The organism is Bacillus sp. 0209A, from assembly GCF_036765095.1.
Taxonomy (GTDB): Bacteria; Bacillota; Bacilli; order Bacillales; family Bacillaceae; genus Bacillus; species Bacillus subtilis_G.
This window is the reverse complement of sequence record NZ_JBAIZV010000001.1, coordinates 1000834-1021541: the sequence shown is the minus strand read 5'-3', so window position 1 is coordinate 1021541 and position 20708 is coordinate 1000834. Positions and strand designations below refer to the sequence as shown.

The window sequence follows — 20708 nt, the reverse complement described above, 5'->3', positions numbered from 1 at the left end:
TGGATAAAGATAAGCCCGCTTTATCAAAAAAGCGGACAGATTACGAAGGCCATAGCGCTTCAGGGGTGGTGATCGCCTTCTCGGATAAATATGACGCGTACTCAAAGCTTCTTCGTTTTGTCAGAGAATCAACATGATGCAAATTCGGATGAGAAAAAATACTGCGGCCCGGACGCGAATTCGCTTCAAACATCCATACTTTACCGCTTTGATCAATGCCAAAATCGAAACCGATCTCCCCGATAAACCCCTCGATATGATCGTGAAGCACATGGCTTGCCGTCAGTGCGGCCGCGGAAAGCTTTTTAATGACCTCAATTCTTTCAGCGGGAACATCGTATACTTCTGCAAGTGTTTTTACGATTCCGCCATTAGATAGATGTGTTGTAATGCTGTTTTCTCCGGAAATTTTTACTGCTATTGCAGTCACTGTCCATTTCCCTTTTCTGTTTTTATTGGTATGGACACGGAAATCCGCTGGTTTGCCTTGAAATTCAATCAGATCCACACCTTGCTGAATGAGAAAGTCAGACAGGTCGTGCTGTTTTTGAAATTCTGCCAGAAATGAGGCGGCGTCGGAATAATTGATAGAAGAAAATGTTTTGGCGTCATTCGTATGTTTCACCATCAGGCCATCGTCTGTTTTTGTCAGCTGATAAATTCCGGTGCCGAGTGCTCCGTTCGCTGGTTTGATATAGACTTTTTTGTATGCATCACAGAGCTCATCAATCCGCTCCTCAGATGGCGTAAGCTCGGATTTCGGCAAAAATGGGGCTGTTCTCGGATCTTTTTCGAGCAATTGATGAACGCTCCATTTATTAAAAAATGTTTTATTAAACCATGGAATTTGATATTCATCGATCAGTCTCTTTTTTGTATGCTGCAAGAGAAGCGAATCTTCAATTTTTCGGTTTGGCAAACGGTCATAAACGACGTTCGGCAGCGGGACGATTTTTTTCTCCCAGCCGTTTTCCCTGTATAGGAGCCCCTCAATCGTGCCTTCCTCCCAATTGATTTGGTGAGCGCCAAAAACGAAGCAGTAGCCTCCAGCTTGCTCGTGTAATGTGACAAGCTTAGAAAAAAAGAGGGAACGATCTTTAAAAGGGCGTTCAAGAGATACGGTAAACCCCGCCGTAAAAATGCCGATTAACGGCCCGATATGTACCGTATGATCATGAATCAGAATGTCAGCCCTGCTTCGATGGGGAAGAAAAAGCTCGTGAAACAGATTTTCAGAGAGAAGTACGGTTTGTTCTAAATGCCGCCTGTAAGAAACGTGGCATCTGACAACCTTCGTCCCGAACGCGGCATGCAAGAGACCGTCTCGCTTCAGCGAAGAGGGCAAAATCAGGGTATTTTCACTCGTTTTGTCTATGCCGATCAAAAACTGTTTATGATTCACGCGGAAGAACTCCTTTCTGGCGTTGCTCAGAAAACAGATATTGGCAGCGCTTTAGGGGACAAGTGTACAGCTGATCTTTTTGCTCGGGAGAGACACGCAGAATTGACTTTCTGCCTGGTTTGGAATTAATATCTAAGATCCAAATTCTCCCGTCCTTCGCAAGGCATATATCGAGACCAAGTTCAAACAGCGGCCCATAGCGCTCGTCAAGATAATACGGAACCGACTGGGTAATCGAGAACACGTCATCAAGTAAGACTACTTGCTGTTTTTTCGGTATATCTTCAAACCAAGAATCGAATGTCAGCGCATCAGACCCGCCTGACAAATTGGCCAACAGCCCGTGTTTGTATCCGCGTCTCACGGCTTTTCCGACTGTATTCCATTCACCTGCTTCGTTTTTTTCCATGAACAGGCGAATATCACACGGGTATTGTTCTTTATCTTGAATATTTAAATAAGGCTGAAGCAAATAGTGATGCTGAAGCACTTTTTTGCACCATGTTTTAAAAGAAGCATGGTTGGAAAAGGTTTTTGTCTGCTTATCCTTTCCGATGTGATACGTGGCGGTTATGTTTTTCTTACCGAGATCCAATAAAATAACGCCTCTGCCTCCTGCGCCGAACGCCGGTTTTAAGATGCAGGCTTTTTCCTTGGATAAAAAGGAATGGATTTGTTCATAGCGGCTTACTTTCATCGTCTCCGGAATATAAGGATTGATCACAGCGTGCTGCTGCAAATCATGAAGGACGGTCCATTTATCAGGAAGACCCCGCCCGATGAATTCCGTTTTCGGATATTTTTTGAGCCACTCAACAATCGGCTTCGCTTTTTGGGATTGTGAATCCTTGCCATAAAAACAGCGGTCATAAATATAATCTGGAATCGCCAATTCAGTTTCGTTCCAAGTGCCGCTGGCCGAATGATAGACCGATGCTTTGACACGCAAGGTGTCAGGTGAAATATCAAACGGTGTAAAGCGGATGAATCGTATGCCGAATTCGGGTGCTCTTTCGGCCAGTTCTGCGGAATAATCCGCTTCATGCTGGCGGGATAAGGACATAAAACCGAGTGTTATCATGATGAGACTCCCCCTTTTATTCAAAAGCTGCCGGCGGGTGTCAGCAGCTTTACGGTAAAAACATTCAGGACGAACGCAGCTGACGGTATTCTACTTTACAGATTACGATTCTTCACCTTGCCCTATTCCAGATGTACAAGCTGATTTTCTGACAACACGAATTAGTCTCCTCGTTTGCTAAGTGATTGCATCAGCCTCTATAATACGAATAGGTACATGATCTATTAGAAAAAAGATGAAGCACAGATGGAGGAAGATGAATAGGAATGGGTATTGCAGGAACCTTTATTTTTATGATTGTGATCGGCGCTGTCATTGGCGCAGTGACCAATCATTTAGCGATTCAAATGCTATTTAGGCCATATAAAGCGTACTATTTGTTTGGGAAACGAGTCCCTTTTACCCCCGGACTGATTCCGAGAAGACGGGATGAACTTGCAAAACAAATGGGACTGATGGTCGTCAATCATCTCTTAACCCCTGCGGGTATTAAAAAGCGGCTCGTCTCCGATACAGCCAAAAAACAGGCTCTTCAAGTTGGGGAACAGCTGATTCAAAAGCTGTCACTTTCTGAAATGACAGTAAAAGAAGCGCTTGAAAAAGCCGGAGTTAAGCGTCCTGATGAAGCGGCAGACGCATGGATCAGCAGCTGGACGGATGATAAGCTGAATGAGCTTTTCCGCCAATACGAGCACCAATCATTAAAAGAGCTGGTGCCTTTGGAAGTGCAGGAAAAGCTTGAGGAAAAGATTCCGATGATTTCAGGATATATATTGTCACGCGGTGTTCATTATTTTGAAAGTGATGAAGGGAAAATCCGTCTCGGCAATATGATTGATGACTTTTTAAAAGAGCGCGGCATGCTTGGAAGCATGGTGCAAATGTTTCTAGGCAATACAAGCCTTGCAGATCGCGTGCTTCCGGAGCTTCTCAAGTTTTTGCGGAATGAGGAGACAAAAAAACTGCTTTCTGATCTCTTGAAAAACGAATGGGGCAAGCTGAGGGAGTATACGTTTTATGAAGCAGACGAAAAGTGGAATGCCAAAGCGCTCATTTTCAGCCTGAAACGAAGAGTGCTGCAAATATTTTCGACGGCTCCTTTCTTCGACAATACGATTGGCACCCTTACCCTCCGTTATGAATCTGAGCTGACCCAGCAAATGCTTCCGGCATTGTTAGATACATTACTTGAAGGGGTTTCGGCCAATCTTGAAAGTGTCTTAAAACGGATGCGCCTTGAGGAAATCGTCAAGGAGCAGGTGGATCAATTCCCGGTGCAGCGTCTTGAAGAAATGGTGCTGTCCATTTCAAAAAAAGAATTTAAAATGATTACCTATTTGGGAGGCCTTCTAGGTGGAATCATAGGTGCGGTTCAGGCATTGTTTGTCACCCTTTTTTAAGAAGAAATGATTGTTGATTAATGAAAGGTGCTCCATAGTCTGTTATAGTGGAGTGGTATGTCAAACGGCAACGATGAAAGGAGCTATTCACAATGGCTAGTAATTTTTATGATGTAGCGTATGAACTGGAAAAATCATTACGCGGGAGCGAAGAGTTCACCCGTTTAAAAAACCTTTATGATGAAGTAAACGCAGATGAATCTGCAAAAAGCATGTTCGAAAACTTCCGTGATGTGCAGCTTAGACTCCAGCAAAAGCAAATGGCAGGAGAAGAAATTACAGAAGAAGAAGTGACGCAGGCTCAAAAAACAGTTGCGCTTGTACAGCAGCACGAAAAAATTTCTCAGCTGATGGAAGCGGAGCAGCGCATGAGCGTGCTGATCGGTGAATTAAACAAAATCATTATGAAGCCTTTAGAAGAGCTATACGGTAGTGTCGAAGGCTAATCGGCAAAATCCCTTCTTGGAAAAGAAGGGATTTTAGCGTGTCGACAAACCCTCGCATTCGTTGTCAAGGATGCGCTTCGGTGCTCACGAATTTCAACATTCGCTGTGCTCCGATGCTCGCCTTTCCTAGACTTCAATGGTTTTCAATCACGCTGAAAAGATGACAAAATCCTAAAACGAAAACCGTTTTAGGATTTTGTCAACATCTGAAATCCCTTCTTGGAAAAGAAGGGATTTTTTATTGATTCAGCAAACTTGGAAATTCAATGAATCTTTTACTTCTCCATTGATGATCACTGATAATGTATGGATTCCTTTGTAATGCTTTCTGGTCGTCAGATCCTTAAAGGATTGAATTCTTGTGTATGACTTAGTTTCATTTTTTCGTATATTTGTTTCTGAAATTTTAAATACTTTTTGATGACGCTGACCCCTTGCTTTTATAAAATCAATTGCGTACTCAATTCTTACTTTTTGATCCCTTTCTGAATGAATATAGAAAGAGAATTCGAGGTTTTCGCCAATAGCTATACGGCTGGATTGGCATGTTAAATCATGTAATTGGATCGAATCAGCATTTTCATAACCAAAAAGCTGTAAGGCCTGTTTATCGCCCTTTTTTAATAAGGTTCGATAGGCGTGTTTGATGATCCAATCGGTGTAGGGGTGTGTTCCGTGCCATTGATCTGCGATTTTTTTCAGCAAATGAGGATGCGTTTTTGATATATCATTAAGGCTGTTGGCCACGCTTTTCCTTACATACAAGGACTCGTCCTGCATCAGTTTTTCAAGGATCGGCAGAACGGGGGCAGGGTCCGATTTTAAAGCGGGTATCGATTTTCCCCATGGCAGGCGGGGCCTGCTTCCTTCGCTCGCAAGTCTTCTCACGTGTTCATTTTCATGTTCAGACCATGCAAGCAATTGCTGGATCATTTTTTCTTGATCTAAAAGCAAAAAAGGCCTCACAGCAAATTCTGAGGTAGAATAGTGTGTAAAGTATTCCAACGCCTTTATTGATTCTTCCCAATGCGCTAACCCGTACTGTTCCACATAATCAGGGAATAGAATTCCGCTGAGTCCTTTGAAATGAGGGGCTGCATTCCGTAAAATCGCGAGCGCTTCACCGTAATGTTTTGGCAGCGTTTCGTATAAGGAAGCTGTAATGCGGCGCATCCGCTCTTTTAAAGCGAGTTCAGGCCAGTCTTCCTGAAGCAATTGTTCTTCGAATTTGTCTTTGTTAAAATCAGGATAGGATTCCATTATACGATGTATCAATTGAAATATCAGTTCTTCATTATATACTTCTTTTAAATCAGCCATCTGATCACCGCTTTTTTGTTTATTATATATATTATATGGGAATGTATGTTCCGAATCAAGTGTTCGATTCCAAAAAAATAACAATAAATCCTACCTCAGGAATACAACATTTGGTTGATTTTTTTAGTTAAAAAAACCCTTGTCATCAGCAAGAAAAACTGAGATAATAGCATTGAAAGCGCCTACACTTACCTGGTTTCAATTGGATACGGTCGCATATCATGCCGTTATATAGAGGGGATAAGCAACAGAGAGAGTAAGTGTTCGGAGCGCGTCATTGGTCAAACAAGGGGTTCCTGATACATGATTTTTCGTAAATCGAAATAACGATATTAGGGAGAATGGCAGCTTCGATCGTATCCTATCATCATGCCATACATAAAGTCTGCTGAGTCAGGCTTTTTTTGCTTGGCAGAAAAGGTTGTTCTAAACACAGAGACAGGGTCATATCCTATACACAAGTACAGTCATCAAGGAGGGGGACATCTCTGTGTCAAAACAATTGCTTGCCTTAAATATAGATGGAGCGCTTCTTCGGTCGAACGGAAAGATTCATCAGGCAACGAAAGACGCGATCGAATATGTTAAGAAAAAAGGGATTTATGTCACACTCGTAACCAACCGTCATTTTCGTTCAGCACAGAAAATAGCAAAATCGCTGAAGCTTGATGCCAAGCTGATCACTCATAGCGGGGCATACATCGCTGAGAAAATAGACGCTCCGTTGTTTGAAAAAAGAATTTCTGACGATCACACCTTTAATATTGTTCAAGTGCTGGAGAGCTATCAATGCAATATTCGGCTTCTTCACGAGAAGTATTCGATCGGAAACAAGAAAAAGGTGAATTCAAATTTATTGGGGAAAGCACTCATTCATCCGTCTGATCCGATCTTTTATCCAGTCCAGTTTGTAGAATCATTAAGCGATCTTCTCATGGATGAGCCGGTGAGTGCGCCTGTCATCGAGGTGTACACGGAGCACGACATTCAGCTTGACATTACAGAAACGATTACGAAAGCCTTCTCTGCAGTTGACGTTATTCGCGTAAACGATGAGAAGCTGAATATCGTCCCGAAAGGTGTCTCGAAGGAAGCGGGTCTGGCCCTCGTCGCTTCAGAGCTGGGTTTGACTATGGAAGATGTAGTGGCCATCGGGCATCAGTATGACGATCTCCCGATGATTGAACTTGCCGGTCTTGGGGTAGCGATGGGAAACGCCGCTCCGGAGATCAAGAGAAAGGCTGATTGGGTCACAAGGTGCAATGACGAGCAGGGTGTCGCTTACATGATGAAGGAATATTTCCGAATGCAGCAGCGAAAAGGATTTCTTGATAAGTTCCACATGAAACGTGTGTAAATAAAGCCGCTCGCGCCCTGACAGGTGCGGCGGCTTTTTTGCCGGATTGATTTTAGCAGTTTATTTCTGTACACTAAAGAAAGTTTTGAATCTGATAAATTAGGTGATGAAGTTGCAAATTAAAATAGAAGGCATACATGATGACCGCCTGCATCGGCCTCTGCAAAATATTGCAAATTTGTTTTATGAAGAGTGCGAGCTGGTGTACGGCGGAGAGGAGCTCGCAGATGTTGTTATTTCTTTAGAATGCTTACAAACGGATGAGCATGTAACGGTTTCGGGAGAGGTGAAGGGAACTGGCATAACGGAACAGCATACAAAATCCTTTTCTTCAGGCATGAATGAAAAAGAAGCTTTTAAGCAAGTGAAAAATACGATTTCTTATGTGTACCTCAATCTTCTTCAAGCGTACACGGGCATCAAGCAAAAGTGGGGAATCCTCACAGGAATCCGGCCGACAAAGCTGCTTCATAAAAAGCTGCAAAGCGGAATGCCGAAGGAGCAAGCGCATGCTGAATTGAGAAAAGACTATTTAATTCACGATGAGAAAATCGAATTAATGCAGGACATTGTTGACCGGCAGCTGGCGGCAGTGCCGGATTTGTATCAAGTAAAGGATGAAGTCAGTATTTATATTGGCATTCCGTTTTGTCCGACAAAATGCGCGTATTGCACATTCCCTGCGTATGCCATCCAAGGGCAAGCGGGCAGAGTCGGTTCATTTTTATGGGGGCTGCATTACGAAATGCAGAAAATCGGTGAATGGCTGAAGGAACATGATGTTAAGGTAACAACCATTTACTTTGGCGGCGGGACGCCGACAAGCATTACAGCGGAGGAAATGGATCTGCTGTATGAAGAGATGGTCCGCTCCTTCCCGGATGTGAAAAACATTCGTGAGATTACGGTGGAGGCCGGCCGCCCTGACACGATTACAGAAGAAAAACTTGCCGTTTTAAACAAATATGACATTGACCGAATCAGCATCAACCCGCAATCCTATGAAAATGAAACGCTAAAGGCGATCGGACGGCATCATACGGTTGAAGAGACCATTGAGAAATATCATCTGTCACGCCGGCACGGCATGAATAATATCAATATGGACCTGATTATCGGTTTGCCTGGGGAAGGCGTGAAGGAGTTTAGACACAGCCTTTCAGAAACGGAAAATCTGATGCCGGAATCCCTTACTGTTCATACTCTTTCCTTTAAACGGGCGTCAGAAATGACAAGAAACAAGCATAAGTACAAAGTCGCCGGCAGGGAAGAGGTTTCTCAAATGATGGATGACGCGGTAGTCTGGACGAAAGAGCATGGGTACGTGCCTTATTATTTGTACCGCCAGAAAAACATCCTCGGGAACCTGGAGAATGTCGGATACTCTTTGCCGGGACAAGAAAGCATCTACAACATTATGATTATGGAAGAGGTGCAGACGATTATCGGCATCGGCTGCGGCGCGGCAAGTAAATTTATTGACCGGGATACAGGGAAAATCACACACTTTGCCAATCCGAAAGATCCGAAATCGTACAATGAGCGATTTGAGCACTACACGGACGAAAAAATCAACTATTTAGAGCAGACTTTTGAGAAAACGACAAAGCAGCACTGATCACAGTGCTGCTTTTTTTTAACCCTGTTTTCTTGCAGGCTGAACCTCTGGCTTCCATTTAAATACCTTGTTCAGCAGGCGGTAGATTCGTTTTGATTCCTTTGTTAAAAGCGGTCCTAAAATCGCCAGAATGAGAACATATAATGCGGCAAACGGCTTTAATGTGGCTGACAGGCCGCCCGCTATCCCGAGATTCGCAACAATAATCGAAAACTCTCCCCGTGATACGATTGTCAGTCCGATATTCGATGACGCCTTATGAGAAAGCCCTGCGCGCCGTCCGGCCGCCATTCCGGCGATAAAGTTTCCGAGAATGGTCAGAATGACTGCTCCTAAAGCAAGCCAAACCGCTTCACCTAGCGAAAACGGATCAATACTGAGGCCGAAGCTGAAAAAGAACATCGCACCGAAGAAGTCGCGAAACGGAACGACAAGGTGTTCAATCCGGTCGGAATGCTCTGTTTCGGAAAAAACCAAACCGAGCAGCAGCGCGCCGATCGCTTCCGCTACATGAATCGTCTCTGAGAATCCGGCAATAAAAAAGAGCGCGGCGAAAATGACGATAATAAACACTTCATTTGAGCGAATGTCCAACAGCTTATTCAACAGAGGCGGGAGCTTTCTGGCTGCGATAAAAAACAGCAGCATATAACTGAAGGCGATCAAAATGGACAAAAACGCACTCCCGACTGATGTCGCATCACCTAGTACAAGACCGGAAACAACGGACAAATATACGGCAAGGAAAATATCCTCAAACATGATAATACCGAGGATCAGCTCGGTTTCCGGATTGGCCGTTCTTTTTAAATCAACGAGCACTTTTGCGACAATCGCACTTGATGAGATCGTGATGACGCCTGCAAGGACGAGGACTTCCAGAAAAGAAAACCCAGTGATAAACCCGTAAAGCAGCCCGAGGCTGAAATTAATCAAGATATAAATCGTTCCGCCGGCCGCGATTGACTTTCCAGATTTGATTAATTTTCCAACAGAGAATTCGAGTCCGAGATAGAAGAGGAGGAACAGCACGCCCATCCGCCCGAAAAACGCGATGATTTCACTGCTTTCTATAAATGTAAGGTCAATAATCCCCGCTTTCGGGGCGTGGGGGCCAAGCAGCATTCCCAGCACAATCAGAAACGGAATAATCGAAAATTTAATTTTATTGGCGATCACACTGGCAAGCGCCACAAGCACAAGCGCAGTCCCGACTTCAAATACAAGATGATCCATCGGCCGATTACACGCCCTCTCCAGAAAGAAAATCGTGAATCAGTTTCTTCAGATGCTTTCTTTCACCTGAGAGGACAAGTGTGTCATTTTCTTCAATAACCGAGTCTGCCCCGGGGTTTAAAAGTTTTTCCCGGCTGTGCTTGATGATGGCGATCACAGTGACATCGCAGTTCTGGCGAACATCAAGCTCCCCGAGTGTTCGCCCGATCGATTTGGCGCCTTTTTCAACCTTAAACCATTCAATAATGAGATCGCTGAAGGCCATTTCGATGGACTCCAGTGCTTGTGGTTTATAGACCATGCCACCGAGAATAGCCGCAATTTGCCTTGCTTCGGAATCATCCAATGAGATATTGGAAAGAAGCTCATCCGGGTCCCGGTCATGAAACCGGTAAATTTCTCTTCTTCCGTCATCATGAATGATAATGGTCATCTTTTCATGACTTCTCGTTTCGATTTCAAATTTTTTGCCGATGCCCGGCAGATCGTTTTCTTTAATATTCAATGAAAATCCCTCCGAATGTAGTGTTGGCTAATGGGGTGAGTTACAAACAAGAACATTTATATTCGGAGGTAATTAGACTGGTATTTGACAGGGACGGCGCAAACCTTTTCCAGCCTGTTTATCAGCGGTTCGTCAAGGGGTTTGACAGACAGCTGCCCGACAGACAGCGCCAGGGGACTGTATTCTTTGATTAGCTCTGCGATGTACAGGCTGCCCGGCGACGGCGTTTTGGCCGACTGTGTTTCCTGCGGATATGAGGACATAGGCACATAGCTGTCAGTGGTTTCTTCAAGCTGGGAAGGCAGAACGACGTCCGAAGGGGGAAAGTACACCACAAATAAACTTAACAGTAAACTGACAAGCAATTTATCCATGCTTCCTCTCCTCCTTTCGAATAGCCCTCTTTCACTATATAAAACTTTATGTTTCCACTCAAACAATATGCATTTTTCAGTATCTATTGATCTTGAAAAATAAAAAGGTTTATTAGAGGATGGCGGGGAATGTATAGGAGAAAGAAAAAAGAAAACGCATACATGGAGGTGCTTCACATGGAGTTTATTCAATATGAATCGAATGGAACCGTTGCGGAGATTATCTTGAATCGCCCTGAAGCCCATCACGCCCTGAATGAACAGATGCTGTCTGAACTGAAGGAGGCGGTTGAAAAGGCGGCTGCAAGCGAGGCGCTCATCGTTCTCCTGAGAGGAACCGGGAGAGGCTTTTCAGCTGGCGGAGATATTCGGATGATGACATCAGAGCATGACCCTGATCAATTTAAGCGGCTGATGGATACGATTGAGGCTGTCACTCTGTCATTATATCAGATGAAGAAAGTGACAATTGCAGCTATTCACGGCGCTGCTGCGGGACTGGGTCTGAGTTTGGCGCTTTGCGCTGACATTGTGCTCGCGGAAAAAAATGCCGTTCTCGCGATGAATTTTATCGGCATTGGGCTTGTTCCGGACGGCGGAGGGCATTATTTGCTGAAGAAAAGAATTGGGGAAGCGAAGGCAAAAAAGCTCATTTGGAGCGGGAAAAAAATTTCCGCCGCGGAAGGCGCCGATATGGGCCTCCTTGACGGGATGTTTGCCGGAGACCCTGAGGAAGGCGCAAGACCCTTTATTGAAACCCTTTTGGCCTCGCCTCTTTTGGCGATGATCGAAACGAAAGCTATCTTTCAAAGCCTCCAGCTTGAAGAACTGCAAAAGGTGCTTGCCCTTGAACGCAGTGCCCAAGAGAAAATGAGAAGGACCAAGGATCACCAGGAAGGAATCCGTGCCTTTTTGGAAAAACGAGAGCCTAAGTTTCAAGCGTAACAGATCAGCCGGAAAGCTGATCATCTATGAAACAAAATCAGCTTTCCGGCTGCATTGACTACACGATGGGTGTGACTGTGCAGCCCTTTTTCTTTTAATAGGGCTTCACCACGCATTTTAGCCGCTTCTTCATTCTCTGCCTCAAATCGCTCGTTAACCAGTGTTTCCCCCGAAGGTTCAAAAGCTGTAAGGAAATAATCAGCCATCAGGTTTCCCCTCCATTTTCAAGGTTTATCAGTCTTTCTTCATTTATATTTATATTCTAAAAAAGAATTCAAAATCCTTTATTAAGTTTGATCCAAAATTAGTATATAATGGGTCAGGGAAGGAGGAGATTTGGTGCTTAAGATTGATCACGTAACGAAGACATTTGGAGATTATAAAGCTGTTGACGGATTGGACTTAGACATTCCGGAGCAGCAAATGTTCGGTCTTTTAGGCGCAAACGGAGCGGGAAAAACGACGACGTTTCGCATGATCCTTGGTTTATTAAGCATTACGGAGGGCTCAATCAGCTGGAAAGGCCGTCCTGTGAATTACAATATCAGCAACAAAATCGGTTATTTGCCGGAAGAGCGGGGCCTTTATCCGAAAATGAAGGTGAAAGATCAGCTTGTCTATCTTGCCAGATTAAAAGGGATGGAGAAGCAGGAGGCTGTAAAAGAGCTCGGCACATGGCTTGAACGCTTCAATATAACAGATTACGAGAATAAGAAGGTGGAAGAGCTTTCGAAGGGAAACCAGCAGAAAATCCAATTCATTTCGGCTGTTTTGCATAAGCCGGAGCTGCTGATCCTTGATGAACCGTTCAGCGGTCTGGACCCTGTCAATGTTGAGCTGTTAAAAGAGTCTGTGATTTCTCTTAAAAACAGCGGTGTTTCTATTTTATTTTCCAGCCACCGGATGGAGCATGTGGAGGAGCTTTGTGAGCACCTGTGTATATTACAGAAAGGAAAGCCGGTTGTGCAAGGCAGGCTGAAGGAGATCAAGCGTTCCTTCGGCAAGAAAAATGTCACGATCCACTCCGATGACGATCTGCGTTTTTTGCAGTCTCATGAAGGCATTCTCAAATGGAAGGAAACGGCTGGCGGCGTCAAGCTGCAGATCGCTAATGAAGATATTTCTCAAGAGATCTTTGCCATGCTCCAAGGAAAAGGGTTTATTAGAAAGTTTGAGCTTGAAGAGCCGTCACTGCACGATATTTTTATAGAAAAGGTGGGTGCCGTCTATGAATAAATTTTGGCTCATGCTTTCTCATACATATAAAAATAAAATAATGGCAAAATCCTTTATTATCTCGACTGTCATCACGGTACTGCTTGTTTTAGTTGTAACGAATATGGAGTCGATCATTTCTATGTTTCAAGGTGATGATACGAAAGAAAAAATCGCCGTTGTTGATGAAACAAACGAATTATATCCGATTTTCTCGAACCAGCTGAAAGCGGTGGATACAGACGGCGGTCTAGATGTGAAGCAGTCGAAGCAATCGGAGGATGAGGTCACAAAGCAAGTCAAAGATGAAGCGCTCGATGGCATGCTCATCATCAAACGAGATGAAAAAGGGGCCATTTCAGGAACTTATAAAGCGTTAACGATTTCTGATGATAGCACGTACCATACGCTGCAGCAGGCGCTGACGCAAACCAAAACGGCTGTCGGAACAGCGGATCTCGGTGTCTCGCAGGAAACGATCAGCAGTCTTTATGCGCCCGTTACTGTCGGGCAGGAGACGCTGAAAGAGGGGGCGAAGTCTGAGGAAGAGCTTGGCCAGACAGCGGGGCTTGTTTACATTATGCTGTTTGTCATTTATTTCTCAGTCATTATGTATGCCAGTATGATTGCGATGGAGGTCGCAACCGAAAAATCCTCGCGTGTCATGGAAATCCTGATCTCGAGCATGCCGCCGATCCAGCAGATGTTTGCAAAGCTGCTTGGCATCGGGCTCGTCGGAATGACGCAGCTTGCTGTCATCATAGCCGCTGGCTCATTGTCGCTAAAGCTGAACAAAACGAGCGAAACAGCTTCATCTGTCGGAGGATTCCTTAATCTGACCGACGTTTCAGCAGCCACTGTCATCTATGCTGTGATTTTCTTTTTGCTCGGATACTTTTTATACGCGACACTCGCCGCGTTTCTCGGCAGTGTCGTCAGCAGAATAGAGGACGTGCAGCAAACGATCACGCCAATGACACTTTTGGTTGTCGCCGGTTTTATGATTGCGATGTTCGGCTTGAATGCACCTGACGCAGGATTCATTACGGTAACCTCGTTTATTCCGTTTTTTACGCCAATGATTATGTTTTTGCGCGTCGGCATGCTTGATATTCCGTTCTGGCAGGCTGCTGCCGGTATCGGAATCACACTGCTCACCATTGTCATACTGGCTGTCATCGGCGCCAGAATTTACAAAGGCGGTGTGTTGATTTACGGCAATTCAAGCGCGTTCAAAGCGATCAAACAAGCGCTTCGTTTAGCGAAAAACTGATTGAAAAACAGCCTGAGGATCCTCGGGCTGTTTCTTTATTGACAGAACGTGCATTCGCCAGAAATCGGTGCTAAAATAAGGGTACTTCATCCTGGAAAGGAGCAGAATGTTGACTGATCTAACCTTTATTCATGCGGCAGATCTACATCTCGACAGCCCGTTTTACGGGATATCGCATCTGCCGGAACCGATTTTTGCCCGGATCAAAGAAAGCACGTTTGCAAGCGTGAGACATATGATAGATGCCGCAGTGAGAGAAAACGTTGATTTCATTTTGCTGGCGGGGGACCTGTTCGACGAAGCCAATCGAAGTTTAAAGGCCCAGCTCTTTTTAAGAAAACAGTTTGAAAGACTCAGAGAGTGCGGGATTTCAGTTTATGTGATCTTTGGGAACCACGATCATCTTGGCGGGGAGTGGATGCCGATTGAATGGCCTGAGAATGTCCATGTTTTTTCGTCCGCTGTACCTGAAGAAAAATCGTTTTATAAGGAAGGCAGGCGCATGGCAAGCATTTACGGCTTCAGTTATCAGGAGAGAGCCGTGACGGAAAACCAAGCCGTCCGCTATCGGAGGTCGACTGACGCGCCGTTTCATATCGGTATGCTTCACGGCACGCTGTCAGGAGCTGAAGGACACGATCCGTATTGCCCGTTTACACATGATGATCTCGTGAAAAGCGGGATGGATTATTGGGCGCTTGGCCATATTCATAAACGCCAGATTCTTTCTGCCGAGCACCCGGCGGTCATCTATCCGGGAAACATGCAAGCGCGCCATATGAAGGAGACGGGAGACAAAGGCTATTATCTCGTTCGTGTGGCCAGCGGAGACATTTCGTATGACTTCCAGAAAGCGCATGATGTCCTGTGGGAAAAAGCCGCAGTTGATGTGACGGAGGCAAAGAATGTGACCGCCCTTTTCCAAATGATTGAGGACGCGTTTTCGAAGCTGCGGATAAAGGGGAGCCCTGTTTGTGTCAGACTCGTGTTGCAAGGGGCCGCACCACAATGGCTGCTGGAGGCGCCGAGAGGCACTTTGGATGAGCTTCTTGAAGCGTTTCAGGAGCAAGAGGCGGAGGAAGAACACTTCATTTGGCCGCTCTCATTGGAAGACGAGACAGAACATGAAACAACCCTTACAAGCCTTGATCCTTTTTTTGGCGGTTTATTTACTGACATTGATCGCGGCGATCTGTCAGATGTGCTGGAGGGGCTTGAGCGGAATCCTGTGTATAGAAGGCACGCGGACCGGTTTAGCCAAGAGGAGCTAAAGGAAATAAAAGAGCAGGCACAGATTTTATTGAAAAGACAGCTTAAGGTGCTTGAAACATGAGGCGGTGAAAGCTTTGCGAATTAAATCTTTACATATCTACCAATACGGGAAATTTTCCAATCGGACCTTTCACTTTTCCGCCTCGCCTGTCCAATTAATCTACGGATTAAATGAGGCAGGAAAAACGACGATGATGTCATTTATTGAAAGCATGCTGTTTGGTTTTCCGAAAACGAAAAAATATGAACCGAAAACAGGCGGTGTCTACGGAGGTGTTCTTGAAGCTGAACATCCCGAATATGGGGTGTTGAGGATTGAACGGACGAAAGGGACTGCAGAAAAGCTAAGAGTGTACACAGAAAACGGCGAAGTGAAGCAGGGAGATGTTTTAAAGCAGCTGTTTCAAGGCACGGACAGGGCGCTGTACAAAGCCATTTATTCATTTGATGTATTCGGGCTGCAGGAAATTCACGCCTTTAATCGGGACAAGATTGGGGAATTTCTGCTGTTTTCCAGCTTGTTTGGCGCTGAAGCCGTATCTAAGCTTGATTCACGGTTGACAAAGGAAAGCGAAAGCCTCTATAAACCAAACGGGCGAAATCCTCAATTGAATCAAGAGCTGGAAACGCTTAAGCAGCTGGCAGCGAAGCTAAAACAGGCTGAAGCAGAGGAAGCGGGTTATCATCAGCTTCTTGAAGAAAAAAGAACGCTCGAATCCCGTCTTGCAGCCGCAGATACCGAATTGCAAGAGGCGGCAGGACATATCCGATCGTTTGAGGGAGCGATTGAGCTGAAGCCGCTGTTAAATGAAAAAGCGGCGCTCGAACAGGCGATGGCACAATATCCGGAACAGGCGGGACAATTTCCGGCTGACGGGCTGCACCAGCTGGAAAAATATGAATTTCACCTTCACCCGAAATCCGCACAGGCGGAGGCGCTTCGAGTGAAGATGGCGGAGCTGAACAAACAGGTGCAAAAGCTTAATCCGGATCAAGAAATGTTGGCGAAAGAAACGCTGATACAAGAGCTTTCCGCAGCGTTTCATATGTACCAATCCTGCGGAGAACAGCTCGCCGCCATTCAGGCACAGCTGCGCCAGTCGTCCGCACAGGCAGCGGCAGGGCTGGAACAGCTCAATAAAACTGATGAAAATGAACTCCTGAATATGAACACGTCATATGACTATGAATGGCAGCTACAGCAGGCGGTGCAGCAATATGTGCGGGCAAGAGACAGAAAACGGCAGCTTGATGAGACGTTTGAACTTGCCCGGCAAGAGCTGGAAGACGCAGAAAAGGCCGTTCATGCCGCTTCGTCCGCCACCCTTGAAAACAGCAATAGAAAAGATAAAGAATCGGCCCTTAAAGCATATGATGAAGCACAGGGGCAGCATCAAGAGCAAGCGAAGCTGCGAGAACAGCTGAAGTTTTTTGAAAGGCAGCAGGTTAAACAGAAAAAGACTGTCATTGCAGCTGGTATGTTGTTCATCGTTCTCTTTCTGCTGCTGCAGCAATGGATTCCTGCCATAAGCATCGGCGCTGCACTGGTTGTGTATTGGCTTGCATTAGGTAAAAAAACACCGTCTTCCCGAAACAGCCGGGAGACGAGACAGCCAGTGACGGACATGTCGCCGGCAGAAGCCGAAGCGCTGAGAGAAGCGTTATGGGAGGATGACCGCAATAAACAGCATCTCATCACACAGCGGGCAGTGCTCCAGCAAAAAGAGGCTGCTTATGAAAGGGTCATCCAGCAGTTTGAACAGTGGGAAACCGATATGGCCCCGTCCTTTACTCAGGTCGAGCGTTTTATGAAGGAGCTCCGATTCATGGAAGATCCGTCTTTTTTGCTTGATGCATACAGCTTAATGAAGGATGTCAAAAAAGACGTGAAGAAAAAGCATGAGCTGACAATTGAAGCAGGCAGGCTGAAAAAGCGCCGGCGAACATTCGAAGAACGCGTCAGCATGCTTTATCCTGCGGATCAGAGTCAGAATATGTCCATCTCGGACGCCCTTCACACACTGCGGAAAAACGTTGAACGTGAAAAAGAAATCGAGAAACAAAGAAAAGGAATTGAAACAGATATTCATTATACAAAGGAACAGCTGCTGGAGCTGGAACAAGAAATCCAGTATTTTGAAGCCCGGATCGAACAGTTATTTGCCGCGGCGGCTGCAAAAGACAGAAATGAGTTTTGCGCAATAGCTGAGATCAGCAGGCAACTGAAGGATACGGAGAACAAGCTCCATCATGTAAACGCGCAGCTTCAAAGCGTACACCCGGTTGAGCTTGAACTGGCGGATTCCAATACGCTTTCTGAATTGAAAAACAAGCAATTAATTGAGAAGGAAAGAAAAGAGCGGCTGACTGAGGAGATCCAACAGCTTCGCAGCCAAATCGCATTGCTCTTTGTCAAACAGGAACAGTTAGAGGCTTCGGGGTTGGTCTCAGACCTCAAGCTGCAAACCGAAATGCAAAAGGAACGTGTGAAAGACACCGCTAAAAAATGGGCCTCGATCCAAATGATCAAACAAGTGATCAGAAACAAATTGGAGCGGCATAAAAAAGTCGAGCTCCCGCGCCTTCTGGAGACGGCCGGAGAATTTTTCCGCCCGCTGACTGATGGAAGCTACCAAACGATTTATTTTTCCGAAACGGATGATTCCATTATGGTCATGCATTGTGATGGAACGGTCTATCAAGCGGAAGAGCTGTCACAGGGGACGTGTGAGCAGCTGTATACAGCGATCCGATTTGCTCTGGCCGTTACGCGTCAGGATGGGTCAAGGCTTCCATTCCAGCTGGATGACAGCTTTGTTCATTTTGATCAGGAAAGGCTCAAACGTGTATTAGACGTTCTTTATGATTTATGTGAAGGCGGAAGGCAGATTTTGTATTTTACATGTCATGATCATGTAAAGGATGCGTTTAAAAGCAGCGAAATCATTCATTTGGTGTCATAAAAGAGGTTCTATAGCTGTAAATCGGTATGTGATATACTGGTATTATGTAAGATAAGATACGGAGGGAGCTTTAATAGAATGGCTAAAGGGATTATGCTACATGAGGTTGGCGAACAGGTGGACCAATATCTATTGATTAAATCCTTGACGAAAGGGATTGCGAGCAACGGGAAACCATTTTTAACGCTGATGCTGCAAGACCAGTCAGGCGATATTGAAGCGAAGCTGTGGGATGCCAAGCAAAGTGATGAAGTGACCTATGCGCCGCAGACGATTGTGAAGGTTGTGGGGGATGTCCACCATTACCGGGGGCGCACCCAGCTGAAGCTGAGAAATATCAGACCAGTGAGCGAGCATGAAGACGTCAATATTGATGATTTTTTAGAAACCGCGCCCATTCCGAAAAATGAAATGATGGACACCATCACTCAATATATATTTGAAATGAAAAATCCGAATATCCAGCGGATTACAAGGTTTTTAGTCAAAAAACACGAAGCAGAATTTATGGATTATCCGGCGGCTACGAAAAATCACCATGAGTTTGTCTCCGGTTTAGCGTATCATGTCGTCTCTATGCTGAATCTGGCGAAATCCATTGCGGATTTATATCCGTCTCTTGACCGCGATCTGCTTTATGCGGGTGTTATCCTGCATGATCTCGGAAAAGTGAAAGAGCTGTCCGGCCCTGTTTCCACTTCGTATACGGTCGAAGGCAATTTGCTCGGCCATATTTCGATTATGGTCACAGAGCTGTCAAAAGCGGCTGAAGAGCTTCAAATCGATTCTGAAGAGGTGTTAATTCTTCAGCACTTGATTTTGAGTCACCACGGCAAAGCGGAGTGGGGAAGCCCGAAGCCGCCGATGGTGAAAGAAGCGGAAATTCTGCACTATATAGACAACCTGGATGCCAAAATGAATATGATGGATAGAGCGCTTGAGCGCGTGAAGCCGGGCGAGTACACTGAACGTGTATTTGCACTGGAAAACCGTTCCTTTTACAAACCGGCTTTTCACAAATAATCAAAAAAGGACTGATTCTGAACCATTCAGGTCAGTCCTTTTTTATGCGCTTTTGGCGCTCATAACTCGTCTCATTCCCGCATAGATTTAAGAATAAAGAATCTATGTAAAAGGGGGAGAAGCCCGTGTTATTTTTTCCATGGTGGGTGTATCTTTGTATTGTAGGCATCATTTTCAGTGCATATAAAATTGTGGCGGCAGCAAAAGAGGAAGAAAAAGCGGACCAGTCCTTTATTGAAAAAGAAGGGCAGATATATATGGAGAGGATGGAAAAGGAGAGAGAGCGCCGCAGTTCTCAGCGGCCTGAAGACGAAAATCAAAACCATTCCATCGCATAAAAAAGCTGTGCAGCTCGATGAGCCTGCACAGCTTTTTTTATTATTTAGAACTAGATGTGCTCTCGCTTGTTGAAGATGTATTAAATGTGTCTTTCAGATCTTTATCTTTTACTTCGATATCAGCTTTCTTCATAACTTTTTGAACAGCTTCCTGAACGGCTGCGTTGTCACTTAGTTTTTGTTCAAGAACTTCGGATTTCAGTTCTTTTTTCATGTCATCGTATTTGCCGCGTTCTTCCGTCTTTTTGATGATGTGGTAGCCGTATTGTGATTTGACAGGATCACTGACTTCATCTGTTTTTAATTTAAATGCAGCTTTGCTGAATTCTTCCACCATACCGTCTTTTGCAAACCAGCCAAGGTCGCCTCCGTTTGATGCAGTGCTGTCTGTAGAGTATTCTTTTGCAAGGTCTTCAAATTTCTCGCCTTTTTTCAGCTTTTTCTCTACTTCTTCAGCTGTCTTTTTATCAGCGACAAGGATGTGGCTTGCGCGGATTTTGTTTTTTAAGCCTTCCCAGTATTCTTTGGTATCAGCATCTGTTACTTTAATTTGATCTTTAGCCGCTTTTTGTGTAAGCAATTCATATTTTACTTGCTCTTTAAGGTAATCTTTTCCATATTGCTTTTCGAGGGCAGTATATTGATCGCCAAGCTGTGTTTTGTATTCTTTCAGCTTATTGTCAATTTCTTTATCTGTCACTTTATATTTCTCGTCCAATACTTTTTCTTGCACTAGCTGTGTCAGGACGCTTGCACCAGCTGTTTTCTTCATGTTTGTGTAAAGCTCGCCTTTCGTTACATCGCCTGCGTCTGTTTTTGCGATGACTTCTTTGTCGCCGCCGCTGCAAGCACTGAGAGCGAGGATGCTTGTCGCGGTAATAGCTGCTATTGCAATTTTTTTCATTGTTTTCAAACACTCCTAATCATTCCAAATTAAATT

Annotated in this window: 19 protein-coding genes; 11 read left to right on the top strand and 8 right to left on the bottom strand. The window is 45.0% G+C overall.

The annotated features are described in order from the left end of the window. Window positions 1–40: 40 nt before the first annotated feature. On the bottom strand, window positions 41–1402 hold the full coding sequence (gene yheD, locus V6D44_RS04615) for a spore coat associated protein YheD (protein WP_253268977.1): 1362 nt from the start codon (window positions 1400–1402) through the stop codon (window positions 41–43). Continuing rightward, window positions 1392–2483, bottom strand: coding sequence for a spore coat associated protein SpaC (spaC, locus tag V6D44_RS04610; protein ID WP_087991224.1), 1092 nt, complete (start codon window positions 2481–2483; stop codon window positions 1392–1394). The genes yheD and spaC overlap by 11 nt, the downstream gene beginning before the upstream one ends. Window positions 2484–2749: 266 nt before the next feature. Here spaC and V6D44_RS04605 point away from each other — a divergent pair, with 266 nt between their 5' ends. Both V6D44_RS04605 and V6D44_RS04600 read left to right on the top strand, forming a co-directional pair. Continuing rightward, window positions 2750–3883: a DUF445 domain-containing protein gene (locus tag V6D44_RS04605; protein WP_253268978.1), complete on the top strand. Its 1134-nt coding sequence runs from the start codon at window positions 2750–2752 to the stop codon at window positions 3881–3883. A 92-nt stretch (window positions 3884–3975) separates the two neighbouring features. Next, window positions 3976–4329: a YlbF family regulator gene (locus V6D44_RS04600; RefSeq protein ID WP_087991226.1), complete on the top strand. Its 354-nt coding sequence runs from the start codon at window positions 3976–3978 to the stop codon at window positions 4327–4329. 246 nt (window positions 4330–4575) lie between these two features. On the opposite strand, the gene V6D44_RS04595 is transcribed toward V6D44_RS04600, so the two are convergent. After that, on the bottom strand, window positions 4576–5649 hold the full coding sequence (locus V6D44_RS04595; protein ID WP_253268979.1) for a DNA alkylation repair protein: 1074 nt from the start codon (window positions 5647–5649) through the stop codon (window positions 4576–4578). 490 nt (window positions 5650–6139) lie between these two features. Between V6D44_RS04595 and V6D44_RS04590 the strand changes: the two genes are divergently transcribed. Continuing rightward, entirely contained in the window at window positions 6140–7006 is an 867-nt protein-coding gene (locus V6D44_RS04590) for a Cof-type HAD-IIB family hydrolase (RefSeq protein ID WP_253268980.1), read from the top strand. A gap of 112 nt (window positions 7007–7118) precedes the next feature. Continuing rightward, on the top strand, window positions 7119–8624 hold the full coding sequence (locus V6D44_RS04585; protein ID WP_253268981.1) for a coproporphyrinogen III oxidase: 1506 nt from the start codon (window positions 7119–7121) through the stop codon (window positions 8622–8624). An 18-nt stretch (window positions 8625–8642) separates the two neighbouring features. On the opposite strand, the gene khtU is transcribed toward V6D44_RS04585, so the two are convergent. Genes khtU through V6D44_RS04570 form a run of 3 tightly spaced genes read right to left on the bottom strand, consistent with a single transcriptional unit; the run spans window position 8643 to window position 10739 of the window. Next, on the bottom strand, window positions 8643–9860 hold the full coding sequence (khtU, locus tag V6D44_RS04580) for a K(+)/H(+) antiporter subunit KhtU (RefSeq protein ID WP_087991230.1): 1218 nt from the start codon (window positions 9858–9860) through the stop codon (window positions 8643–8645). Between the two features lie 7 nt (window positions 9861–9867). Continuing rightward, entirely contained in the window at window positions 9868–10365 is a 498-nt protein-coding gene (khtT, locus tag V6D44_RS04575; RefSeq protein WP_087991231.1) for a K(+)/H(+) antiporter subunit KhtT, read from the bottom strand. Between the two features lie 56 nt (window positions 10366–10421). Further along, window positions 10422–10739 (bottom strand): hypothetical protein, encoded by a 318-nt coding sequence (locus tag V6D44_RS04570; protein ID WP_087991232.1) that lies wholly within the window; start codon window positions 10737–10739, stop codon window positions 10422–10424. A gap of 177 nt (window positions 10740–10916) precedes the next feature. Here V6D44_RS04570 and V6D44_RS04565 point away from each other — a divergent pair, with 177 nt between their 5' ends. Next, complete coding sequence (locus tag V6D44_RS04565; RefSeq protein ID WP_253268982.1) at window positions 10917–11684, top strand: enoyl-CoA hydratase; 768 nt, start codon at window positions 10917–10919, stop codon at window positions 11682–11684. A 20-nt stretch (window positions 11685–11704) separates the two neighbouring features. On the opposite strand, the gene V6D44_RS04560 is transcribed toward V6D44_RS04565, so the two are convergent. Continuing rightward, complete coding sequence (locus tag V6D44_RS04560) at window positions 11705–11890, bottom strand: YhzD family protein (protein WP_202328498.1); 186 nt, start codon at window positions 11888–11890, stop codon at window positions 11705–11707. 133 nt (window positions 11891–12023) lie between these two features. Here V6D44_RS04560 and V6D44_RS04555 point away from each other — a divergent pair, with 133 nt between their 5' ends. The 6 genes from V6D44_RS04555 (at window position 12024) to V6D44_RS04530 (ending at window position 19768) form a co-directional block, all read left to right on the top strand. Then, window positions 12024–12920 (top strand): ABC transporter ATP-binding protein, encoded by an 897-nt coding sequence (locus tag V6D44_RS04555; RefSeq protein ID WP_148964144.1) that lies wholly within the window; start codon window positions 12024–12026, stop codon window positions 12918–12920. Further along, window positions 12913–14172 (top strand): ABC transporter permease, encoded by a 1260-nt coding sequence (locus V6D44_RS04550; protein WP_087991235.1) that lies wholly within the window; start codon window positions 12913–12915, stop codon window positions 14170–14172. Before V6D44_RS04555 ends, V6D44_RS04550 begins: the two co-directional genes overlap by 8 nt. Window positions 14173–14278: 106 nt before the next feature. Next, complete coding sequence (locus tag V6D44_RS04545) at window positions 14279–15505, top strand: metallophosphoesterase family protein (RefSeq protein ID WP_333516290.1); 1227 nt, start codon at window positions 14279–14281, stop codon at window positions 15503–15505. Between the two features lie 4 nt (window positions 15506–15509). Further along, window positions 15510–18407 (top strand): ATP-binding protein, encoded by a 2898-nt coding sequence (locus V6D44_RS04540; protein WP_333516289.1) that lies wholly within the window; start codon window positions 15510–15512, stop codon window positions 18405–18407. Window positions 18408–18485: 78 nt separating this feature from the next. Next, a complete protein-coding gene (gene yhaM / locus V6D44_RS04535; protein ID WP_087991237.1) occupies window positions 18486–19430 on the top strand; it encodes a 3'-5' exoribonuclease YhaM in 945 nt (314 codons plus the stop codon). A 125-nt stretch (window positions 19431–19555) separates the two neighbouring features. Next, window positions 19556–19768: a sporulation YhaL family protein gene (locus V6D44_RS04530; protein ID WP_087991238.1), complete on the top strand. Its 213-nt coding sequence runs from the start codon at window positions 19556–19558 to the stop codon at window positions 19766–19768. A 40-nt stretch (window positions 19769–19808) separates the two neighbouring features. Here the strand turns inward: V6D44_RS04530 and prsA are convergent, their stop codons facing one another. Continuing rightward, the gene (prsA, locus tag V6D44_RS04525) at window positions 19809–20672 is read right to left on the bottom strand and encodes a peptidylprolyl isomerase PrsA (RefSeq protein ID WP_087991239.1); all 864 of its coding nucleotides are present in this window, start codon (window positions 20670–20672) and stop codon (window positions 19809–19811) included. Between the last annotated feature and the right edge of the window lie 36 nt (window positions 20673–20708).